Annotated in this window: 13 protein-coding genes; 2 read left to right on the top strand and 11 right to left on the bottom strand. The window is 35.9% G+C overall.

Going from position 1 to position 18,088, the window contains the following annotated elements; translation table 11 throughout:
• Positions 1-129: 129 nt before the first annotated feature.
• The 11 genes from AC0L5Q_RS00280 to AC0L5Q_RS00230 all read right to left on the bottom strand — a co-directional run bounded on the left by AC0L5Q_RS00280 (position 130) and on the right by AC0L5Q_RS00230 (position 14,717).
• Positions 130-1,332: a bifunctional alpha/beta hydrolase/OsmC family protein gene (locus tag AC0L5Q_RS00280; RefSeq protein WP_473613516.1), complete on the bottom strand. Its 1,203-nt coding sequence runs from the start codon at positions 1,330-1,332 to the stop codon at positions 130-132.
• 52 nt (positions 1,333-1,384) lie between these two features.
• A complete protein-coding gene (locus tag AC0L5Q_RS00275) occupies positions 1,385-1,891 on the bottom strand; it encodes a cytochrome P460 family protein (RefSeq protein WP_473613515.1) in 507 nt (168 codons plus the stop codon).
• 188 nt (positions 1,892-2,079) lie between these two features.
• Positions 2,080-2,781, bottom strand: coding sequence for a DUF6445 family protein (locus AC0L5Q_RS00270; protein ID WP_473613514.1), 702 nt, complete (start codon positions 2,779-2,781; stop codon positions 2,080-2,082).
• A gap of 5 nt (positions 2,782-2,786) precedes the next feature.
• Positions 2,787-4,277 (bottom strand): tryptophan halogenase family protein, encoded by a 1,491-nt coding sequence (locus AC0L5Q_RS00265; protein WP_473613513.1) that lies wholly within the window; start codon positions 4,275-4,277, stop codon positions 2,787-2,789.
• Positions 4,278-4,334: 57 nt separating this feature from the next.
• Entirely contained in the window at positions 4,335-5,351 is a 1,017-nt protein-coding gene (locus tag AC0L5Q_RS00260; RefSeq protein ID WP_473613512.1) for a cupin-like domain-containing protein, read from the bottom strand.
• Between the two features lie 9 nt (positions 5,352-5,360).
• Positions 5,361-6,089: a SapC family protein gene (locus AC0L5Q_RS00255; RefSeq protein ID WP_473613511.1), complete on the bottom strand. Its 729-nt coding sequence runs from the start codon at positions 6,087-6,089 to the stop codon at positions 5,361-5,363.
• Between the two features lie 47 nt (positions 6,090-6,136).
• A complete protein-coding gene (locus tag AC0L5Q_RS00250) occupies positions 6,137-7,723 on the bottom strand; it encodes a tryptophan halogenase family protein (protein ID WP_473613510.1) in 1,587 nt (528 codons plus the stop codon).
• A 244-nt stretch (positions 7,724-7,967) separates the two neighbouring features.
• Entirely contained in the window at positions 7,968-10,994 is a 3,027-nt protein-coding gene (locus AC0L5Q_RS00245) for a TonB-dependent receptor (protein ID WP_473613509.1), read from the bottom strand.
• Positions 10,995-11,283: 289 nt separating this feature from the next.
• Entirely contained in the window at positions 11,284-12,348 is a 1,065-nt protein-coding gene (locus AC0L5Q_RS00240) for a glycoside hydrolase family 43 protein (RefSeq protein WP_473613508.1), read from the bottom strand.
• Between the two features lie 137 nt (positions 12,349-12,485).
• The gene (locus AC0L5Q_RS00235) at positions 12,486-13,826 is read right to left on the bottom strand and encodes a glycoside-pentoside-hexuronide (GPH):cation symporter (protein ID WP_473613507.1); all 1,341 of its coding nucleotides are present in this window, start codon (positions 13,824-13,826) and stop codon (positions 12,486-12,488) included.
• A gap of 159 nt (positions 13,827-13,985) precedes the next feature.
• Complete coding sequence (locus AC0L5Q_RS00230) at positions 13,986-14,717, bottom strand: NUDIX hydrolase (protein WP_473613506.1); 732 nt, start codon at positions 14,715-14,717, stop codon at positions 13,986-13,988.
• A gap of 380 nt (positions 14,718-15,097) precedes the next feature.
• On the opposite strand from AC0L5Q_RS00230, the gene AC0L5Q_RS00225 reads away from it, so the two are divergent.
• Positions 15,098-16,279, top strand: a complete 1,182-nt coding sequence (locus AC0L5Q_RS00225; protein ID WP_473613505.1) for an endo-1,4-beta-xylanase — start codon at positions 15,098-15,100, stop codon at positions 16,277-16,279.
• A gap of 121 nt (positions 16,280-16,400) precedes the next feature.
• A complete protein-coding gene (locus tag AC0L5Q_RS00220) occupies positions 16,401-18,017 on the top strand; it encodes a glycoside hydrolase family 43 protein (RefSeq protein ID WP_473613504.1) in 1,617 nt (538 codons plus the stop codon).
• Positions 18,018-18,088 lie beyond the last annotated feature (71 nt).

Raw genomic sequence — 18,088 nt, 5'->3', positions numbered from 1 at the left:
TTATTCGCCATTTCTACTACGTTACCGCCTATTAAGAGTAGAATAACAAAACATATACTCTGCCTTATATTAAAGGCTAATAAACTACTTCAAAAATAATCAGCAAAGCTCAACAGCCCCTAGTCTTAGCTACTCAGCAAGACGAGTGACCACAGCCACTTTACTGTGCAATGTTTTATGTACTGGGCATTTATCAGCAATTTCTAAAAAGCGTGCAGTTTCTTGCTCGTTTAAACTTCCAACAAAACTAATATTACGCACAATAGCTTCTATTCCACTTTGTTGTTCACAATTTTCACAGTCTTCCTGATAATTACGCGTATGCGTTAGTTCAACTTTAATATGATCTACGGGGAGATTTTTACGCTGAGCATACATTCTTAATGTCATTGATGTACACGCACCTAAACCAGCTAGTAAATGATCGTAAGGATCTGGGCCTGAATTTTTACCTCCAACTTTAACAGGCTCATCGGCCAACCAATAATGACTTGCTGTACTCACATGCTGAGCAAACTTGTGATCTTTTTCTTCAACTAACACATGTCCTTGAGCAACACTGCTTTGATACGTTTTAGTGTCGCTTGGTACGTATCTACTTGCCCATGCGGCAATAACTTCTGCTACGTATTCAGAATCTTTCTTATGACTTAATAGGTGATCGGCATTGTCTAAGCTAACAAAGCTTTTAGGATGAAGTGCTGCTTGATAAATTTTTTCAGCTTCTGAAATATTAACCGTACTATCCACAGGAGAATGCATAACTAACAAGGCTTTTTTTAGCTTACTAATATGGCTATTTCCATAACTGTTAATATCGTCTAAAAACTGTTTTTGTATTTTAAAATTACGACCTGCAAGGCTAACTTCAGCTTCTCCGTTTGCTTCAATATCATCAATATGAGCAGCAAAATTATGTGCTACATGCGCCGCATCGGACGGAGAACCAATGGTGACTACGGCAACCGACTCTTCAACTTTTTCAGCAACACCTAATACTGCAGCGCCACCTAAACTATGACCAATAAGTAATTTGGGTGCGCTATATTCCTTACGTAAAAAGTCAGCAGCAGCCACTAAATCTTGAATATTTGAAGAAAAGTTCGTGTTCGCAAAGTCGCCATCACTATTACCTAAGCCAGTAAAGTCAAAACGTAACACGGCAATGCCTTTAGCGGTTAATGCTCTACTGATACGAGATGCAGCGGCAACGTCTTTACCACATGTAAAACAATGAGCAAACAATGCATAAAATTTAATATTCGTTTCAGGTGTTTCAAGTAATCCACTAAGCTTGTGGTCACCACTGGTAAACTCTACTTTTTGACGCATAAACGATTCCTCTTATTCGGTAATTTTATTAAGTTTATATACCCGTTACCAATTAAGGTAGTTGCACAGGTGTAGTGTATACCCAATCGTTTCCTTTAACAGGCGTATGACAAGAAATACATGATTGGTTCAAATCATCTTTATTACCATAAGGAACTTGATCTTTTCCTAACCAACGTGCCCATCCCCACCCTGTTCCATTAGATTTAAATTTTTTAGAATCTTTATACATAAATTCGGCATGAATAAAAGCTTCTGGTGCTATTGCGGTAGGCCAATTTTTTTCAGTTTTTTGTTTCCAAACAAGTTTAGCTAAAATAGCACCGTCTGGCCAAGGATTGGTTTGATTTGAACGTGATGCTTTAATGGCAATATCATTACCTAGAATAATTCTCATACTCTTGTTATCTGTTCTGTGTGAGGCAGAAATCACTCTCCAGTCTTTATAATTTTCAGGTAATGTTAGCCCATCTAAATTTGGTTTTACTTTGGTATCGACAGCAAATGATGTTGTAGAAAGAAGTGATGATAAAAGAATAAATAAATGAAAGGGTTTCATGTTTGGCTCCTTGAGTTTTGCATACATGCTGTATATAGAAAGACACCCAATAAAAAAAATTTCAATTATTTAAAAAATCAACATTACTTTATGAATAATGCTTACAACATATGGCAAAAAACATTGAATAAAAAGGGGAAAGCATGAAGTAAAACCATAGATGTGAATAGTTAGGAGATCGTAAAGGTTTATTTAAACTCAACAAAAAAGTTAGCGGTTAATCTACCTGTTGCAGGTTCGCCATTAATATCTGTAGCGGTATTTACTAAAGTTGAATGCAATAATTGTCCCGGAAAAATAATTAAACGATTTGCTTTGTAGGCTATTTTTTTATAACAAGTAAATTCACTGTGCTGTTCACCGCAGTAGTGAAAAGTATTTGTATTTAATGAATTAAAATAGTCATCTGCACATTGATAAAAATAATCTTTCGTACTGGCATCTATACGTTCTAAGCCACTTTTATTATTTTTGAAAAATCCAGTTCCACCGTGGTCGCCTTTGTTTAAATAATGAATAACAGCGATAAGGTTAGGGTTAGGCGTATCAAAATGCGGCCACGATTGCATGGCCGAAATATCTTCAGGTTGCTTTGTTATAAGTGAAAAATAATTGTCTTTGGGGGCGGGTTGTAAATGATTTGAAAATTTATATACACGATATAACACTTCTATTAATGGCTTTAAATACCCCACTACAAGCGCCTTGGGAATTGCCGAACGAATGCCCGGATAATTGCTTATTTCGTCAGGTTTAAATTGTCCGTTTGCAACAACATTGTCTGCTAATTCATCAAGGTTTTCCGCATAGTTATCAATAATAATAACAGGTATTTTATCTTGTCCTATGTACTCAACATTAAGCGTTGCTTGGCGATTGATCTTAATCACAATAATTACATGACACTTGATTGGCAGTAGTTTTTAATAAATTCGTTATGATCCGGAAAACTATTTACACGGCGTTCAATTGTCATTTTTATGTTATCTAAAAAACCTTTTAATTCGGTATCAGACATCATGTCGACTATTTGGTGGTAATACTTAGGCATTAGGCCTTGCCCTATCATCACTTGTATCCACGATGTTTCGCCAAACAACTCGCGTTCTGTTTTATAGGCGTTGCCGTTTTCTATAAATAAATTGATGCGTTGTTGTAAGCTTTCCGGAATTTCCATATTTTTGCAGTAACGCCAAAATGCGCTGTCTGTTCGCTGTGTTACATGATAATGCAGCACAATAAAATCTCTAATGTTATCTATTTCAAAACGCATTTTGTTATTAAAATCGTCAATATTTGCTTGCTCCATATTTTTTGACGGCAAGTTTTGCATTAAGCGAATAATACTCTGTTGAATTAAATGAATACTCGTTGACTCGAGTGGCTCAATAAATCCACTAGAAAGCCCAACAGCAACACAGTTTTTATTCCAATGTTTACGACGTGTGCCCGTTTTAAACTTAATAACACGAGGTTCGTTAAGCAACTCTCCTTCTATATTATTTAGAAGTGAGTCTTTAGCGTCTTCGTCTGATAAATGCTTACTACAAAATACAACACCGTTACCCATTCTATTTTGTAGCGGTATTTGCCATTGCCACCCCGCTTTATGCGCAATAGAGCGAGTGTACGGTACGGTTTTATTATGTATTTTGGTTTGCACTGCAATAGCACTATCACACGGTAACCAATGGCTCCAATCTTCGTAACCGGTATGTAAGGCTTGTTCAATCAACAAGCCTTTAAAACCAGTACAATCGATAAATAAATCGCCTTCAATTACCTTACCGTTATCTAATGCTATTGATTGAATAAAGCCGTTTTCTTCATTAACGTTAACTTGATTAATTTTACCTTCAACTCGTTTAACGCCATGTTCTTCAGCCATACCTCTTAAAAACTTAGCATATAATCCGGCATCAAGATGATAAGCATAATTACGGTCTTGATTGGGTACAACAGCAAATTTACCGCGTCTGCTTGCTACATGTTCAGGACAATAATCACCAATTTCGCTAACGATGCCTTGCTGGTTTCCTTTAACCCAAAAATGTTGAAAACCTGCAGCCCAACAGCCCTGACCTAAATACCCAAATGAATGAATGTAGTCTTGATTGACATCACGCCAATTTTCAAAAGAAATACCTAACTTAAAAGTAGCGTTAGTTGCCTTCATAACATCAGCTTCTTTTATTTTTAAAAGATCATGAAAGATATGTAATGTAGGAATGGTAGCTTCACCCACACCAACCGTAGGAATAAGATCTGACTCGACTAAAGTAATGTTTAGATTTTTGCCTAATAACTTTCCTAATGCTGCAGCTGCCATCCAACCTGCAGTACCACCGCCGGCAATAACCACATTTTTAATTGCTGATGAATTCATGATGTAATTCCTACTGTGTTAATAATATTAAAAAGTAAGAGCCTCTAAAAAGTAGCACTAACGTCTTAATTTGTTTTGTAAGTTTGCTCTTAAGATTCGAGCTTGTAATTCGTCTAACGGACTATTGAGAATGCTTTTTGCACTGTTTGTAATATGATTAAAATTATCTTTTTCATACTCAAAAACATAATGGTCAAATAAATGTTTCCATGCATTACGCTGTGCTTTAGGTAAATCTCTAATACTTAATATTGCGTGATGAAGTGCATCAGTAGGATTTCCCAAATAATTTGGACTTGTTCTCCACCAATGGTTGAGTAATACGTTAAGATCACCCAGCCCATCTACATGATGAAACCACATACTTGGCAGTAAAATAGCATCACCTGCTTCAAGCTCTGCAACCATAGCGTTATCGATAGCGTCTTTAAACTTAGGAAATTGCTCAAAGTCAGGTTGCTCAAAATCAACCAGACTAATAGGCTGACCACCCGGTGCTTTATCTAATGGCCCACAATAAAGGTTTTTAATTTGCTCAGGAGGAAATAAGGTAAAACGCCTTTTACCCACCACGCAACAAGCTAAGTTTTGTAAAAAATCGAAATGTGCGGCAACCTTACTTTTATTACCTAACCAGATGTTATAAATGGCGTTAGACAACAATGGCGATGCTAATGTTTCTTCTACAAGGCTAGGCAATATTTGTTTAATACTGGTTGAACCAATATAAATCGTTTTAGGTATTTTACAGTTAGCTTGTTCAAGTATTTCAGTTAACACATCACTTAATATTTGCGGTTTAGTCTGAAAATTAAAACCGCTCATATCATCATTATAAAAAATACGTCCTTGCTCTTTAGGCGCTAAATAACATGTATTAACAGTAATACCTTTTTCCATTTGTTTAAGGTATTCAACAGCATGTTCGTTAGACTGTTTCGCTGCTTTAACAATTGGCCAGCTACTCCCAAAACCTTTAAGAATTAAAGGCTCGTCAGAAGTTAATATCGCTTCGCTAATATTATTAGGCGTTACGTCAAAAAGCGTTTTTACTGTATTTTTTATAGATAACATAAATGATGATTAAGACGCTAGTTGGGCATTTTTTCGTGCGACTAAATCATGGATATGCACTTGTGATGCAATCACCATATATATCGCTTGAAGAAACCCTGCATTGTGTAACCTTATTAACTTGTCTTGTGAGAGAGCATTTAAATTATCTTCATTAATCGTATAAAAGCCCATTAACTGGTTTTTACTACCATCATTTAACTCAATATCTAAGGTTACTGATTCCAATAACTCGCAGGTGACCATAGCTTCTATAAAATCATTATTTTCTTGTAAACCAACATGCAACGACTCTAAAACATTCGCCATATGTTCTAAATAATCACTGTTACCGCCATACTCCAAAAATAAATCGATACCGTGTTCTGTATTTACTTTAGGAGAATCTAAATCAATGGTAATAACACGTTCTTGCGCGGTTACACCGTCTTTTACTACGTTTTGTTGCCCTATATAAAAAGGTAATCGTTGCACTGCTAACGGTATATACGTTGCATCCCACTTACCTTCTTTTAAAAATAAGTTATCGTCATTTTCAAAACCGAACAGAGTAATTGGCATAAACTGCCCTGTGTTACTGTCTTTATGAAATAAGATAGGATAGTGGGCTTGAGCACTTCTAAACTCCATAGGGAACGTTTGTGCATACCACACGTTGTCACCCATAACTGCTGAACGTTCAGCATTAATTTTTAAATCTTTATGTTCAATGTTGTTAAGTAGTACATGGTTTGCCATGAGGTGCCTCACTTTATAGTTATCATTATATTGTTGTTTACTGTTTGTTAAATGGTGGCTAGCCCATATTGTTTTATTTTATTAATTAGCATTCTGTTTGATTCCATCACTTTTGATAACTGCTGTCGTTTATGTTGTACATCAGCTAATGTTCGTTGAATAAGATCAGCATGTTCATTATTTTCTCGTGCTGAAACCGTATTAAATTGCATACCGTATAAAACATATTGATAACTTGCTGCAGGAAACAAAGGATTATTATGTGGAATATCGTAAGACGACGGCGCTTGATGCTGCCACAACTCAAGCATTTCTTGTAAAGATTCAGGCATACTTGATGGATCTCTATTATCTAACCAATAGTTTGAATCATCTCGTTTAGATAACACGTAATGTAGTTTTAAAAACTCGATAATTTGTTGCCAATGCTTAATAAATTTTTCATTAAAACGTTTAGCGGTTATCGCCATACTACGTTTAGTTACAGGAAGTTGATCACTGATCATTTGAGCCGCTTGCTCGACCATTGCTAATGCTGAAGCTTCGAGTGGTTCAATAAAACCAGCAGACATACCTACCGCAACACAGTTTTTGTGCCAAAATTTTTCATAATAACCAGGGTTAAACGACAATTTTCTTACTGAAGGTTCTGACTTTTTATGGCTTGTACTTAATGAGTTAAGGTATTGTTCAAGTGTACTTTCAGCCAGTGTATCGCTCGTGTGTTGACTTGAATAAACATAACCAACACCACAACGAGATTGTAGGCCTATGTTCCAAATCCAGCCAGATGCTTGTGCGGTAGACAAGGTACATGACGCAATAGGAGAGTTTTCATTAACGTAAGGTACTTGAACCGCTAATGCAGAGTCGTTAAACAATATTGATTTTTTTGAACAAAAAGGAATACCGAAATGTTTACCTAACAATAAAGACTGCGCACCAGAACAATCTATAAATAAATCACCTTGAATATCACCAGCGCATTGAGTTGATACTGAAGAAATATCACCGCTGTCATCATTATTTACCGCAACAATATGGGCTGAAATATGTTTTACGTTCAGCTTTTTTATACAATGATCTTTAAGTAATAATGAAAACTTTGTCGCATCAAGGTGATAGCCATAATTAGCAATATAGTCGTATGCTTTTAGTGTTATTTGTTTAGGCGCTAAATTTTCTTCACATAATACAGACTGATAACAAACTTGCTGAGCAAAAGACAATGTACTAGTTTCGGCAACAGTTAAAGATCCCATCACTGTACCTAAATTAAACTGAGAAGTGCCTTGGGGTAAAGAAAAGGGATGAAAATAAGAATGGCTAGTGTTGTTATGATTTAAAGGTGATTTTTGCCAATCAATAAATTTTGAGGCTTGTTTAAAACTCGCATCACAACAAGTAAATAAATCAGCTTCGTTAATACCTATTTTTTTTAGGGTTTCGCGCATTGAGGGCCACGTTCCCTCACCCACTCCAATAGTAGGAACATTTGGAGACTCGATAACGGTAACTGAAACTGTAGAGCAAGAAGATTGATGTTTAGTGTGTTTAGCTGCAATTAATCCCGCAGTGATCCAACCCGCAGTACCACCACCTACAATAACAATATTTTTTATTTCTGATTGCATATGCACCACTTAACCATTCAATAAATTTAAGTTTCTGTCCCTGTAATCAATAACTTTAGTACCTTAATCTACTACTAGACAACTTAAGGTTTATTTGACTATAACAAACAAGTAATCGAATTACTAGCTAAGGTAACTAAAGCCTCATGTAAAACGTAATAAGGTTAATCTAACTTAGATTAACGAATAATAGGCATAAAAAAAGCTACTAAAAAGTAGCTTTTTAAACAATTAAAACAACGTTTTAAAAGCTATACCTTGCACCTAAAGCATAACGTGCACCCGTTTGGGTTAATTTATAAGTAAGGCGATCATCACGACCATACTCATTGGTATATTCGTTGGTAATGTTAATACCTTCAAAAAATACCGTTAAACCTTCTAGGGCTGGCACTTCATAACTTACGTTAAAATCTATTTGGTCGTATGCTTCAGTATAAATTGGTGCTGTTAAATCACCATTTACACGGCGTTCATTTAAGAACTCATCACGCCAATTGTAGGCTATACGTACTTGCAATCCATTTTTATCATAAAAAGCAACCACGTTAGCTGTATCACTTAACCCTGTTAATGCAGCAGTATCTTGTAAAGAGTTATTATCATAAGCAAGACCTGAATCAACCATAGTATAGTTGAATACACCACCAAATCCTGAATCACCAAAAATGTGCTGAATATTAAATTCTAACCCATCAATTGTTTCTTCATTATCGCCGTTTACAGGCACATTTAATCTAAAGTTAACAATGTTATCTGTTGCCGGGTCACCAATAATTTTTCCGCCGTCTAAGTCACCATTTTCGTCAAATTTTGGTTGAACATTTGGATCATCAACGTAGTTTTCAAAGATATAGTTTCTAATATCTTGATTTGAAGCATTTGCACCTAATGCAGCAACAGCAGCGTTAAATTTAGCGCCATCAAGTGGATTAGGTAGACTGAAAATATCTGAATCAACAGTACCTGTAGTTATCCAATTAGTTACATCTTTTCTAAAGTAACCTAATGAAACATAACTACCTTCGTCGTAATACCACTCAGCAGAAATGTCAAAGTTTACTGACTCTAATGGTTTTAACCCTGGATTACCTGAGTTACCTGAGTAACCACTTAAACTACCACCTGTATTAACCGTTGTACCACCTTGCAATTGGCCATAAGAAGCACGAGAAATTGTTTTACCCGCTGCTGCTCTTAAGGTTATATCGTCAGTAAGTTCTAAATTAACATTTAAACTTGGTAGCACTTTACTGTAGTCAGCCGATTGACTTAATGTTTCAATGCCTGTTACACCTGTTACTGATGTAGACGTATCTTCGTTCCATTCAACACTGCTATATCCCGGAGCTGAAGCTATTGAGTCAACATCAGTTGATTCATGACGAACACCTAAATAGGCACTAAACGGCATACTTCCTAATTCACCTTCGTAACTCAGTTGTACGAAATACGCTGTGGTTTTTTCTTCAGTAAAACGGTTGGTATCTGCATCCCAGTTAGTTGATGCACAGAAATGGCCTTCACCGTTAGGTCCTGCTGATGCACCCGCAGGCGCTTTACAGTCACCCCATAAACTATCAACATTAGCTACTGGATCTGCAAACTCTGCAGCGCGAACAATTTCATCAAAATCAGCAAAGAAAATTTTGTTAAATAAATCGTAATCACCTTGTGTTGCTGTGCCTTCAAAGTTACCTGCTTTAGCATCAAACTTATCTAAAATAGTATCTTCACGCCAATCAACGTCAGCAAAATCACCTACTTCACCAACTCCTCCCCAATCGGCACGTTGAACTTGTGTATGACGGTAATGGTTATTAACCGTATTAACTGATACACCAAAATCGATACTTATTTCGTCGTTTAAGATGTACTCACCTTTTACTTGAGTTTGATCGACTTCTGAAGAGTATTTATCATTTGAGAACCAACTACCGGATAAACGCATAGTTTGTGGAGTAAATGCTTCAATATTACCTGTTGCTATACCTGGTAAATCCCCCGTTAAATCTAAACCTGTACGAGTACGAGTGTAAGAAGGTAATTGCATATTATTACGTGTACCATGGCGCGGATCTGTCGCTTGCATACTCGCTTTAGAACTATGATGATCAACAGTAATGTTTAATTTATCGCTAACTTGCCAATCGATGTTTAAACCCGTTGAGTCAGTTTTTTGTTCATTACCCCAAGCACCAACAGTTAAAGAAGTATCGGCAAGATCAGCATCACTATTAATTTCATAAATTTCAGAATAAATTAGTGGCACTGCATTTGGAGAACCGTCCCATACTGTTTCGCTACGATCGCCGGCATAGTTAAACCATACAGAAGCATCAGTATGTTGCTCTTCAATTTCATTACGAATTATTGTCTGATCTACAGTAATTGTTAAAGTTTCAATAGGCTTATATTGCAATACTAATTGGCCATTTAAACGTTTACGTTGACGCTCTTCAAACACATAACGAGGTTGTTGTGGGTTTGAATAATTACCACTTGTTGGTCTGTTTGTACCGCCGTCAGCACCAGCAGGTACACCACCCCAACCTGTGTTAGTGTAATCACTTGCTCTGTAGCCTTGGTCTTGTAAAAACTGTTGCATGCCACTTTCACGTTCTTGGTAACTACCTGAAATTGAAATACCAAACATTTCATCGGCAAACGTTTGTGAGTATAAACCGCTAATTTCTGGTGTTGTACTACCTTGGTCAGTTGAAGAATCGTTAACTAATTTCCCACCAATTGAAGCTTTAGTACCCGGAGACTGCAAAGGCTTATGTGTTTGTAAATCAATAGTTGCGCCAATACCACCTGATGTAACACTCGCATTAGATGTTTTATAAACAGTAACACCTGATACACTTTCTGAAGCAATGTTTGCAAAATCAAATGTTCTGTCACCCGTCGTTGTAGGTAATTGACGACCATTTAATGTAATTAAGTTTTTATCTGCACCAAAACCACGAACTGTAACTTTACTACCTTCACCACTTGCACGGTCAATTGAAACACCAGTAATACGCTGTAAAGATTCGGCTAAGTTAGTATCTGGAAATTTCCCCATATCTTCAGCAGAAATTGCATCAACAATACCTTCTGAAGCACGTTTTACATCCATAGCGCGTAATAAACTACCACGTATCCCCGTTACGGTAATAACTTCTACTTCCTTCACTTCGCTTTCTTCTGCATAACCCATAGTTGACACGGTCATTGAACCTAGCGCGGCTAAGATGGAGGTAGTTAATATCTTTTTATTAAACATTTGAGTCCCCTGATTTTTTATATTTATTTTATTATTGTCAAAATGACAATTACATTTTTAACACAATATATTCAAAATGACAATAAGGTATTTTAACGAAAAATTATTTTTTACTTATATCGTAAATCTTTAAAACTAAAACCTGAAATTCTTTAAAATCTAAAATCACCGAACTAAAAACATTAAATTCAATACGTTATAAATAACACCTTGCTTTAGTAAATAAAGCTTAGTACATTACAAATAAAAGTCTAATTGACTATATCTTAATTCGGTAAATTTTTTAGTCTTACTCGTAAGCGTCTACCGTTTCAATCTTTCCATTTTCATCATGGATCAATTCGGTCATTTTAACGCAACGTAAGTGAGTTTGACCGCCTGACAAGCTGCTATCGTGATAAAACAAATACCACTTCCCTTCATAGCAGGTAATAGAATGATGATTTGTCCAGCCTAATACAGGGTTTAAAATAACGCCTTGATAAGTAAACGGACCATAAGGTGAAGAGCTAGTTGCATAAGCTATTTTATGGGTATCACCAGTAGAGTAAGAAAAATAATAAACGCCATTATATTTATGCACCCAAGGGCCTTCAAAAAAGCGTCGATTATTATCACCTACGGTTATTGGATCACCATTTTCATCAATAATAATGATATCTTTAGGCTCTTCAGCTAGCTCAAGCATATTAGATGAAAGCTTTGCCATTTTAGCAGGCAAAGCCGCTTCATTATCTGCAGGGTATTTGTCTTCTTTATTAAATTTACCCTCATGCCAGTTTTGTAACTGCCCTCCCCATAAACCACCAAAATAAAGGTAATAACTACCGTCATCATCTTCATACACAGCGGGATCTATACTAAAAGTTCCTTGAATGTAGTCAGGTTCAGCTTTAAAAGGCCCTGTCGGAGATGAACTACTAGCTACTCCGATCCTAAATATCCCCTCTTTATCTCTCGCTGGAAAATAAAAATAATAAGTCCCTTCTTTATGCGCTGCATCAGGTGCCCACATTTGCTTACTTGCCCATGGCACATCATCTACATGAAGTGCTACACCGTGATCTGTCGCGCTAAAATCATCTTTATCAAGCGACAATACATGGTAATCATTCATAGCAAAATGGTCACCATCATCATTTATACTACTTTCTGATTCAACATCATGAGATGGGTAAACATAAATTTTACCGTCAAAAACATGCGCAGATGGATCTGCCGTATATATGTGCTTAACAAGGGGCTCACTTTTATCTTTCAATAAATTGGCGCGCTCTATATCTTTTTGTTGAATTTGCTCTGCATGACTCAACGTTTCAGATGCCCTATGTTTTTCTTGTGCAGGTCTTGTCATGAAATCTCCTATGTACGATTTTACTTTATGATGACTAAGTTATTTAGCGCGATGCTTTAACAACAAAGCTTTTAGCGCTAAATATAAAGGTTAACGGTTTGTTTAAAATATTTGTTAAAACACGGCGTATTACCGTATTACTTTGTAATTGATGCTTGAATACTTTCGACTTCAAGCTCGGTTAATTTGTATTTTTTGATCAGTACTAAACTTATCACCATGCAAATAACGGGTATGCCGGCAAATGCGAGTAAAATACCACTCAGCGTATCCGCCGACTGAACTTGATTAGGTACGTAGTTGTAACTCGCTAAGATCCAACCAGCTAAAGCCCCACCAATGGCAAAACCAAATTTAATCGCTAATAAATGCCCTGAAAAGGTAATAGCGGTAAGACGTTTTCCTATTTTAAGCACACCATAATCAACCGTGTCTGCCACCATAGAAAACATAATGGGCGTCAACATCATATGAGCAAAGTTAGCAATAAAATAAAGGATAAAAATAGCGACTATTTGGCTTGAATCTACAACATAGAAAAGACTATGCGATATGATCACAATCACAATAGCCACTTGAAATAAGACTTTTTTCTCAAAGTATTTGGTTAAAAAGTTGGTGGATACCGCACCTAAAACTGAACCTATTGCAGCAACAGTTAAAAATGTAGAAATTAACGACTCTTCGCCCACATAATATTTAATATAATGTGGAGCAACTGCGGCACGAATACCAATAAGGGTTAAGGTAGCTAAGCTAATTGCAGCAATAATAACCCACTGGTCATTTTTAAATAACGAAAAGAATTCGGTAAAAACATTTTTACGATTTCCTTCAACAGGCGGCAGCTTAGCTTCTTTGGTCATTTTAAAACAAAAAACAAAACAAATGGCAGCTAAAGTTCCCATGAAGGCCATGGCTAATGGATAACCTACTCGATCATTTCCTTCACCAAAAAATTCAACAAGTTTTGGCAGCGCCCACACAATAATAACTAATGCAGCCATTGCCATAGCAAATCGGTATGACTGTAATGAAGCACGTTCTTTAGGTGAGTCAACCATTACACCACCCAAAGCACCATAAGGAATATTAATAGCGGTATAACAGGTCATTAATAATCCGTAGGTAATGTAGGCATATACCAATTTACCCGTTGCATCAAAATCAGGAGTAATAAAAGCTAAACAAGCAAACACGCCGTAAGGTACCGCTAAAAATAATAAATAAGGACGATAAGCTCCCCACTTAGTACGGGTTCTGTCGGCAATACTGCCCATAATAGGATCAGTAAATCCGTCAAATAACCTTACAGTAAGCAGCAATGTTCCAGCTGCCGCTGCAGATAAGCCATAAACGTCGGTGTAAAATATCAGCATAAAATTGGCAACCATCTGGAAAACAATATTGCTTGCCGTGTCACCTAATCCATAACCAAATTTTTCTTTAACAGTTAACTTGTTTTTTTCGTTTTGCATGGATACCCCAAATACAATTTTATAATGGTTTAACTATCGATATAGTCCAAAATACTATATCTAAATTATTCGGATGTAAACATCTATATGATTAAGAGAGAAATTAAAGCAAAAAAAAAGACAACGAATGTTGTCTTTTAGAGAAAAATATTAAATGAACTAAAACTCGAATGTAAATCCAAATTCTTTCAGTTTTTCATATACATTAACGTCAAATCGATACAAAGTTGCTGCTCTATGCGCTACCTTTTTCTGCTTTTCTTCGCAGTTTATCAATAAATTCATTTTTTGAATTTTACGACGAAAATTGGGTTTATCTAACGTTTTATTTAAAATAGCTTCGTAAATTTCTTGTAATTCAAGCAAGGTAAATTTTTCAGGTAATAAATTAAAACCAATAGGTTCATGGCGTACTTTGTATTTTAAATAATTCAAACCTGCCGCTAAAATATCCGCATGATCAAACATTAAAGGAGGTAAATCGTAAACATCAAACCATTCACATTCAAACGCGTTTTCTCCGCTAATTAAATTGGTTTCTTCATGCCTAACTAACGAATAAAAAACGATAGTAATAATTCGACTGGCTGGATACCTATCTACTGCACCAAATGCACCTAATTGATCAAGGTAAAGATTATCTACATTGGTTGTTTTTTTAACTACACGTAAAGCTGCATCTTCTAAGTTTTCATCATTTCTAACCCAATGCCCTATTAATCCCCATTTATTAGCAGCTAACCCACGATTATACTTTACTAAAAGTACTTTTAACTTACTCTCATGCAAAGTAAAAATAAGGTTATCTACCGTCAGGTTACGAATACAGTCTTCAGGAATTGTTTCTTCAGCAAGCGAAACGCTTGGTAAATTAGATGAATTGTGATGCATATGGCTGCTCTTGATTATTATTACAATAAATTAAATATTAAATAATGATAACGGGTATAGTAATTAAGACTATTAGAATGCCTCGTAGAATACATTTTACCTCACCATAAAGCAATATTTCGTTAAAGCGGCTTGTCAAAAAACAGTCCTCATTACCACCTTACTTTGTTAACAATCACTTAAATAGATTGTGTGCGCTACTTTACCATTTTAACTTAATTATCCACATATAAATAAAATAACAAGCCAACAAAAGTATTTAATTAATTGTTATATATAGATTAATAAAATTTATACAAAAAAAATTATAATATTTATTGAATAATGGAAGCTTTACAGACTATAGTAATAGTCATAAATACAATTAGATTACAATAACTATGAAACATAACTCGTTAAAAACACTATTAACTTTTATTCCAGCGATAACCCTTACACTGTCAGCTTGCGGTAATATGCAAGAAACACCAACAGAGCAAAGTAAAAGTACTGCATCTACTATTATGCAAAAAAATACTGATGATTCTGCACTAAAAGAGCTATTCGCCAACAAATATAAAATAGGTACCGCATTAAGTAGAGAACAAATAATTGGTAATTCAACTAATGTACTGCCTTTTGTTAATCAGCAGTTTAATGCAGTTACACCTGAAAACTCGATGAAATGGGAACGTATTCACCCTGAAGATGGCGTATATGATTTTGAAGCAGCTGATGCACTTGTTGAATTTTCTAACAAAAACAATCACTTTTTTACTGGCCATACTTTAGTTTGGCACTCTCAAGTGCCTGATTGGGTATTCGAACATAAAGACGGCACACCATTAAATAGAGCTGAATTACTTAAACGTATGGAAGATCATATCAATACCGTTGCAGGTCGTTATGCAGGAAAAATAGATGCATGGGACGTGGTTAATGAAGCATTAAACGAAGATGGTACTTTACGTAAGTCTAAGTGGTTAAACATTATTGGCGACGACTTTATCGAACAAGCGTTTATTATGGCCGCGAAAGCAGCACCAAAAGCTAAGCTTTATTACAACGACTACAACTTATACAAACCAGAAAAACGTAATGGGGTATTAAATTTAGTTAAACGACTACAAAGTAAAGGTATACGTATAGATAGCGTAGGTATGCAAGCTCATTACTCGTTAACATCGCCAAGCTTAACAGAAGTTGAAGATTCAATTAAAGCTTACAGCGCTTTAAATATAGACGTATTAATTACTGAATTAGATGTATCCGTTATTCCATTTCCAGATGAAAAAAACATGGGTGCTGATGTTTCTCTAAACATGAAATTACAAGATGAGTTTAACCCGTATCCGAACGGCTTACCTACTGAAATAGAAAACCAATTAGGTGATCGTTACAGAGCTTTATTCAACATATTTAACAAACATCAAGATGTTATTAAACGTGTTACTTTTTGGGGTGTAAGTGACGCTAACACGTGGAGAAATGATTGGCCAATGCCTGGACGTACAGATTATCCTTTGTTGTTCGATCGTCAGTTAAAAGCAAAACCTTTTGTTTCAAGTCTTAATAAGCAATAAGTTACATTTAATCAATAACGTTGAAGATGAAATTTTTCTCCCAGTAACCATAAGCTTTTACAGTTATGGTTACTTTTTTTTAGGGCTAGAACTGCCAACCTACATAACGATAGAGTAAATAATGAAAACAATATCAAACCCCATCTTAAAAGGTTTTAACCCTGACCCGAGTATTATAAGAGTGGACGACGATTATTACATTGCTACCTCAACATTTGAGTGGTTTCCTGGTGTACAAATTCATCACTCAAAAGACTTGGTCAACTGGAAGTTAATTACACGTCCCCTCAACAGAATCTCGCAACTTGATATGAAAGGCGTGCCCGACTCTTGCGGTGTATGGGCGCCCTGTTTAAGCTATGTTGATGGCGTTTTTTATTTGGTATACACCAATGTAAAAAACTTTAATGGCGATTGGAAAGACACACCTAACTATGTTGTGAGTGCAACAGATATTAAAGGGCCTTGGTCAAAGCCTGACTTTATTAACTCAAGTGGTTTTGATCCGTCTTTATTTCACGATGATAACGGTAAATCTTATTGCTTAAACATGATTGTAGACCACAGAAACAGTAAATTTTTTGGTGGTATTATCATTCAAGAATTTGATCGTAATTTAAAAAAGACCATAGGTAAAATTCATCATATATTTACCGGTAGCGAACACGGTTTAACGGAAGGCCCCCATATTTATAAAAAAAATGGCTATTACTATTTACTTACCGCAGAAGGAGGTACAAGTTATAACCATTGTGTATCGTTAGCACGATCAACGTCTATTTTGGGGCCCTACGAAATACATCCTAATAACCCCGTTATTACAGCTAAAAATGCGCCGAGTAATTACCTACAAAAAACAGGACATGCCGATTTAGTAGAAACACAAAATGGCGAATGGTACATGGTGTTTCTTACAGGTCGTCCGTTAACCGAACAAGGGCGATGCATTACTGGTAGAGAAACCGCAATAGAAAAGGTTGTGTGGAAAGAAGATAACTGGCTCTACTTAGACCACGACTCACAAGAGGCACGCCAGCATGTTCCTGCACCAAATTTATCTGAACATACATTTAAACCCGAAACACAACGTATTACGTTTGACTCTCCTTCTTTAGATATTAACTTTCAAAGTTTACGTGTTCCCATGACCTATGCATGGATAAGTCAAACAGATAGACAAAAACACCTACGCTTATATGGCCGAGAATCTCTTAGCTCTTGTTTTGAGCAAAGTTTACTCGCCAGAAGAGTACAAGCTCACCATACCGTAGCCTCTACCTGTATTGAGTTTTCACCTGAAAACTTTCAGCAAATGGCAGGTTTGGTTTGTTACTACAATACAACGCATTATCATTATGTGTATATTTCAGGTGACGATATAAACGCTTATTCAGGGAAAAAATTTATTAACGTTTTAACTTGCGACGACAATAAAACATCGCACCCTATCAGCCAACCTATTGATATATCTCAAGTTGAAAAAATATATCTTAAAGCTGAATTTAATAGAGCGGTTATACAGTTTTACTACGCAGTAGAAACAAAAGATAACCAACCTAAATGGCAAAAAATAGGACCAGAATTAGACGGTAGTATTTTATCTGACGATTATGTAGTGCATACAGAAAAAGGTTATTCCCCTTGCTTTACAGGCGCATTTTATGGACTAGCTTGCCAAGATCTATCGGGACAGAAAATTCACGCCGACTTTGAGTATTTTGAATACCAAGAAAAGTAATATCGAAAGCTCTACAGAACTTAGGCTTACATGATTTAATATCACTCGATGTAAGCCTAATTTTAAAAATG

This window comes from Pseudocolwellia sp. G5-9, assembly GCF_055808995.1.
Note: the sequence above shows the minus strand (reverse complement) of the source record. Positions and strands in the feature narration are given on the sequence as shown.

Bases quoted from the DNA above. Each gene is read 5' to 3' on its own strand.
- AC0L5Q_RS00280 (WP_473613516.1), bottom strand. From the start codon at position 1,332: ATGCGTCAAAAAGTAGAGTTTACCAGTGGTGACCACAAGCTTAGTGGA.
- AC0L5Q_RS00220 (WP_473613504.1), top strand. From the start codon at position 16,401: ATGAAAACAATATCAAACCCCATCTTAAAAGGTTTTAACCCTGACCCG.
- AC0L5Q_RS00245 (WP_473613509.1), bottom strand. From the start codon at position 10,994: ATGTTTAATAAAAAGATATTAACTACCTCCATCTTAGCCGCGCTAGGT.
- AC0L5Q_RS00225 (WP_473613505.1), top strand. From the start codon at position 15,098: ATGAAACATAACTCGTTAAAAACACTATTAACTTTTATTCCAGCGATA.
- AC0L5Q_RS00265 (WP_473613513.1), bottom strand. From the start codon at position 4,277: ATGAATTCATCAGCAATTAAAAATGTGGTTATTGCCGGCGGTGGTACT.
- AC0L5Q_RS00275 (WP_473613515.1), bottom strand. From the start codon at position 1,891: ATGAAACCCTTTCATTTATTTATTCTTTTATCATCACTTCTTTCTACA.
- AC0L5Q_RS00230 (WP_473613506.1), bottom strand. From the start codon at position 14,717: ATGCATCACAATTCATCTAATTTACCAAGCGTTTCGCTTGCTGAAGAA.
- AC0L5Q_RS00235 (WP_473613507.1), bottom strand. From the start codon at position 13,826: ATGCAAAACGAAAAAAACAAGTTAACTGTTAAAGAAAAATTTGGTTAT.
- AC0L5Q_RS00255 (WP_473613511.1), bottom strand. From the start codon at position 6,089: ATGGCAAACCATGTACTACTTAACAACATTGAACATAAAGATTTAAAA.
- AC0L5Q_RS00240 (WP_473613508.1), bottom strand. From the start codon at position 12,348: ATGACAAGACCTGCACAAGAAAAACATAGGGCATCTGAAACGTTGAGT.
- AC0L5Q_RS00260 (WP_473613512.1), bottom strand. From the start codon at position 5,351: ATGTTATCTATAAAAAATACAGTAAAAACGCTTTTTGACGTAACGCCT.
- AC0L5Q_RS00250 (WP_473613510.1), bottom strand. From the start codon at position 7,723: ATGCAATCAGAAATAAAAAATATTGTTATTGTAGGTGGTGGTACTGCG.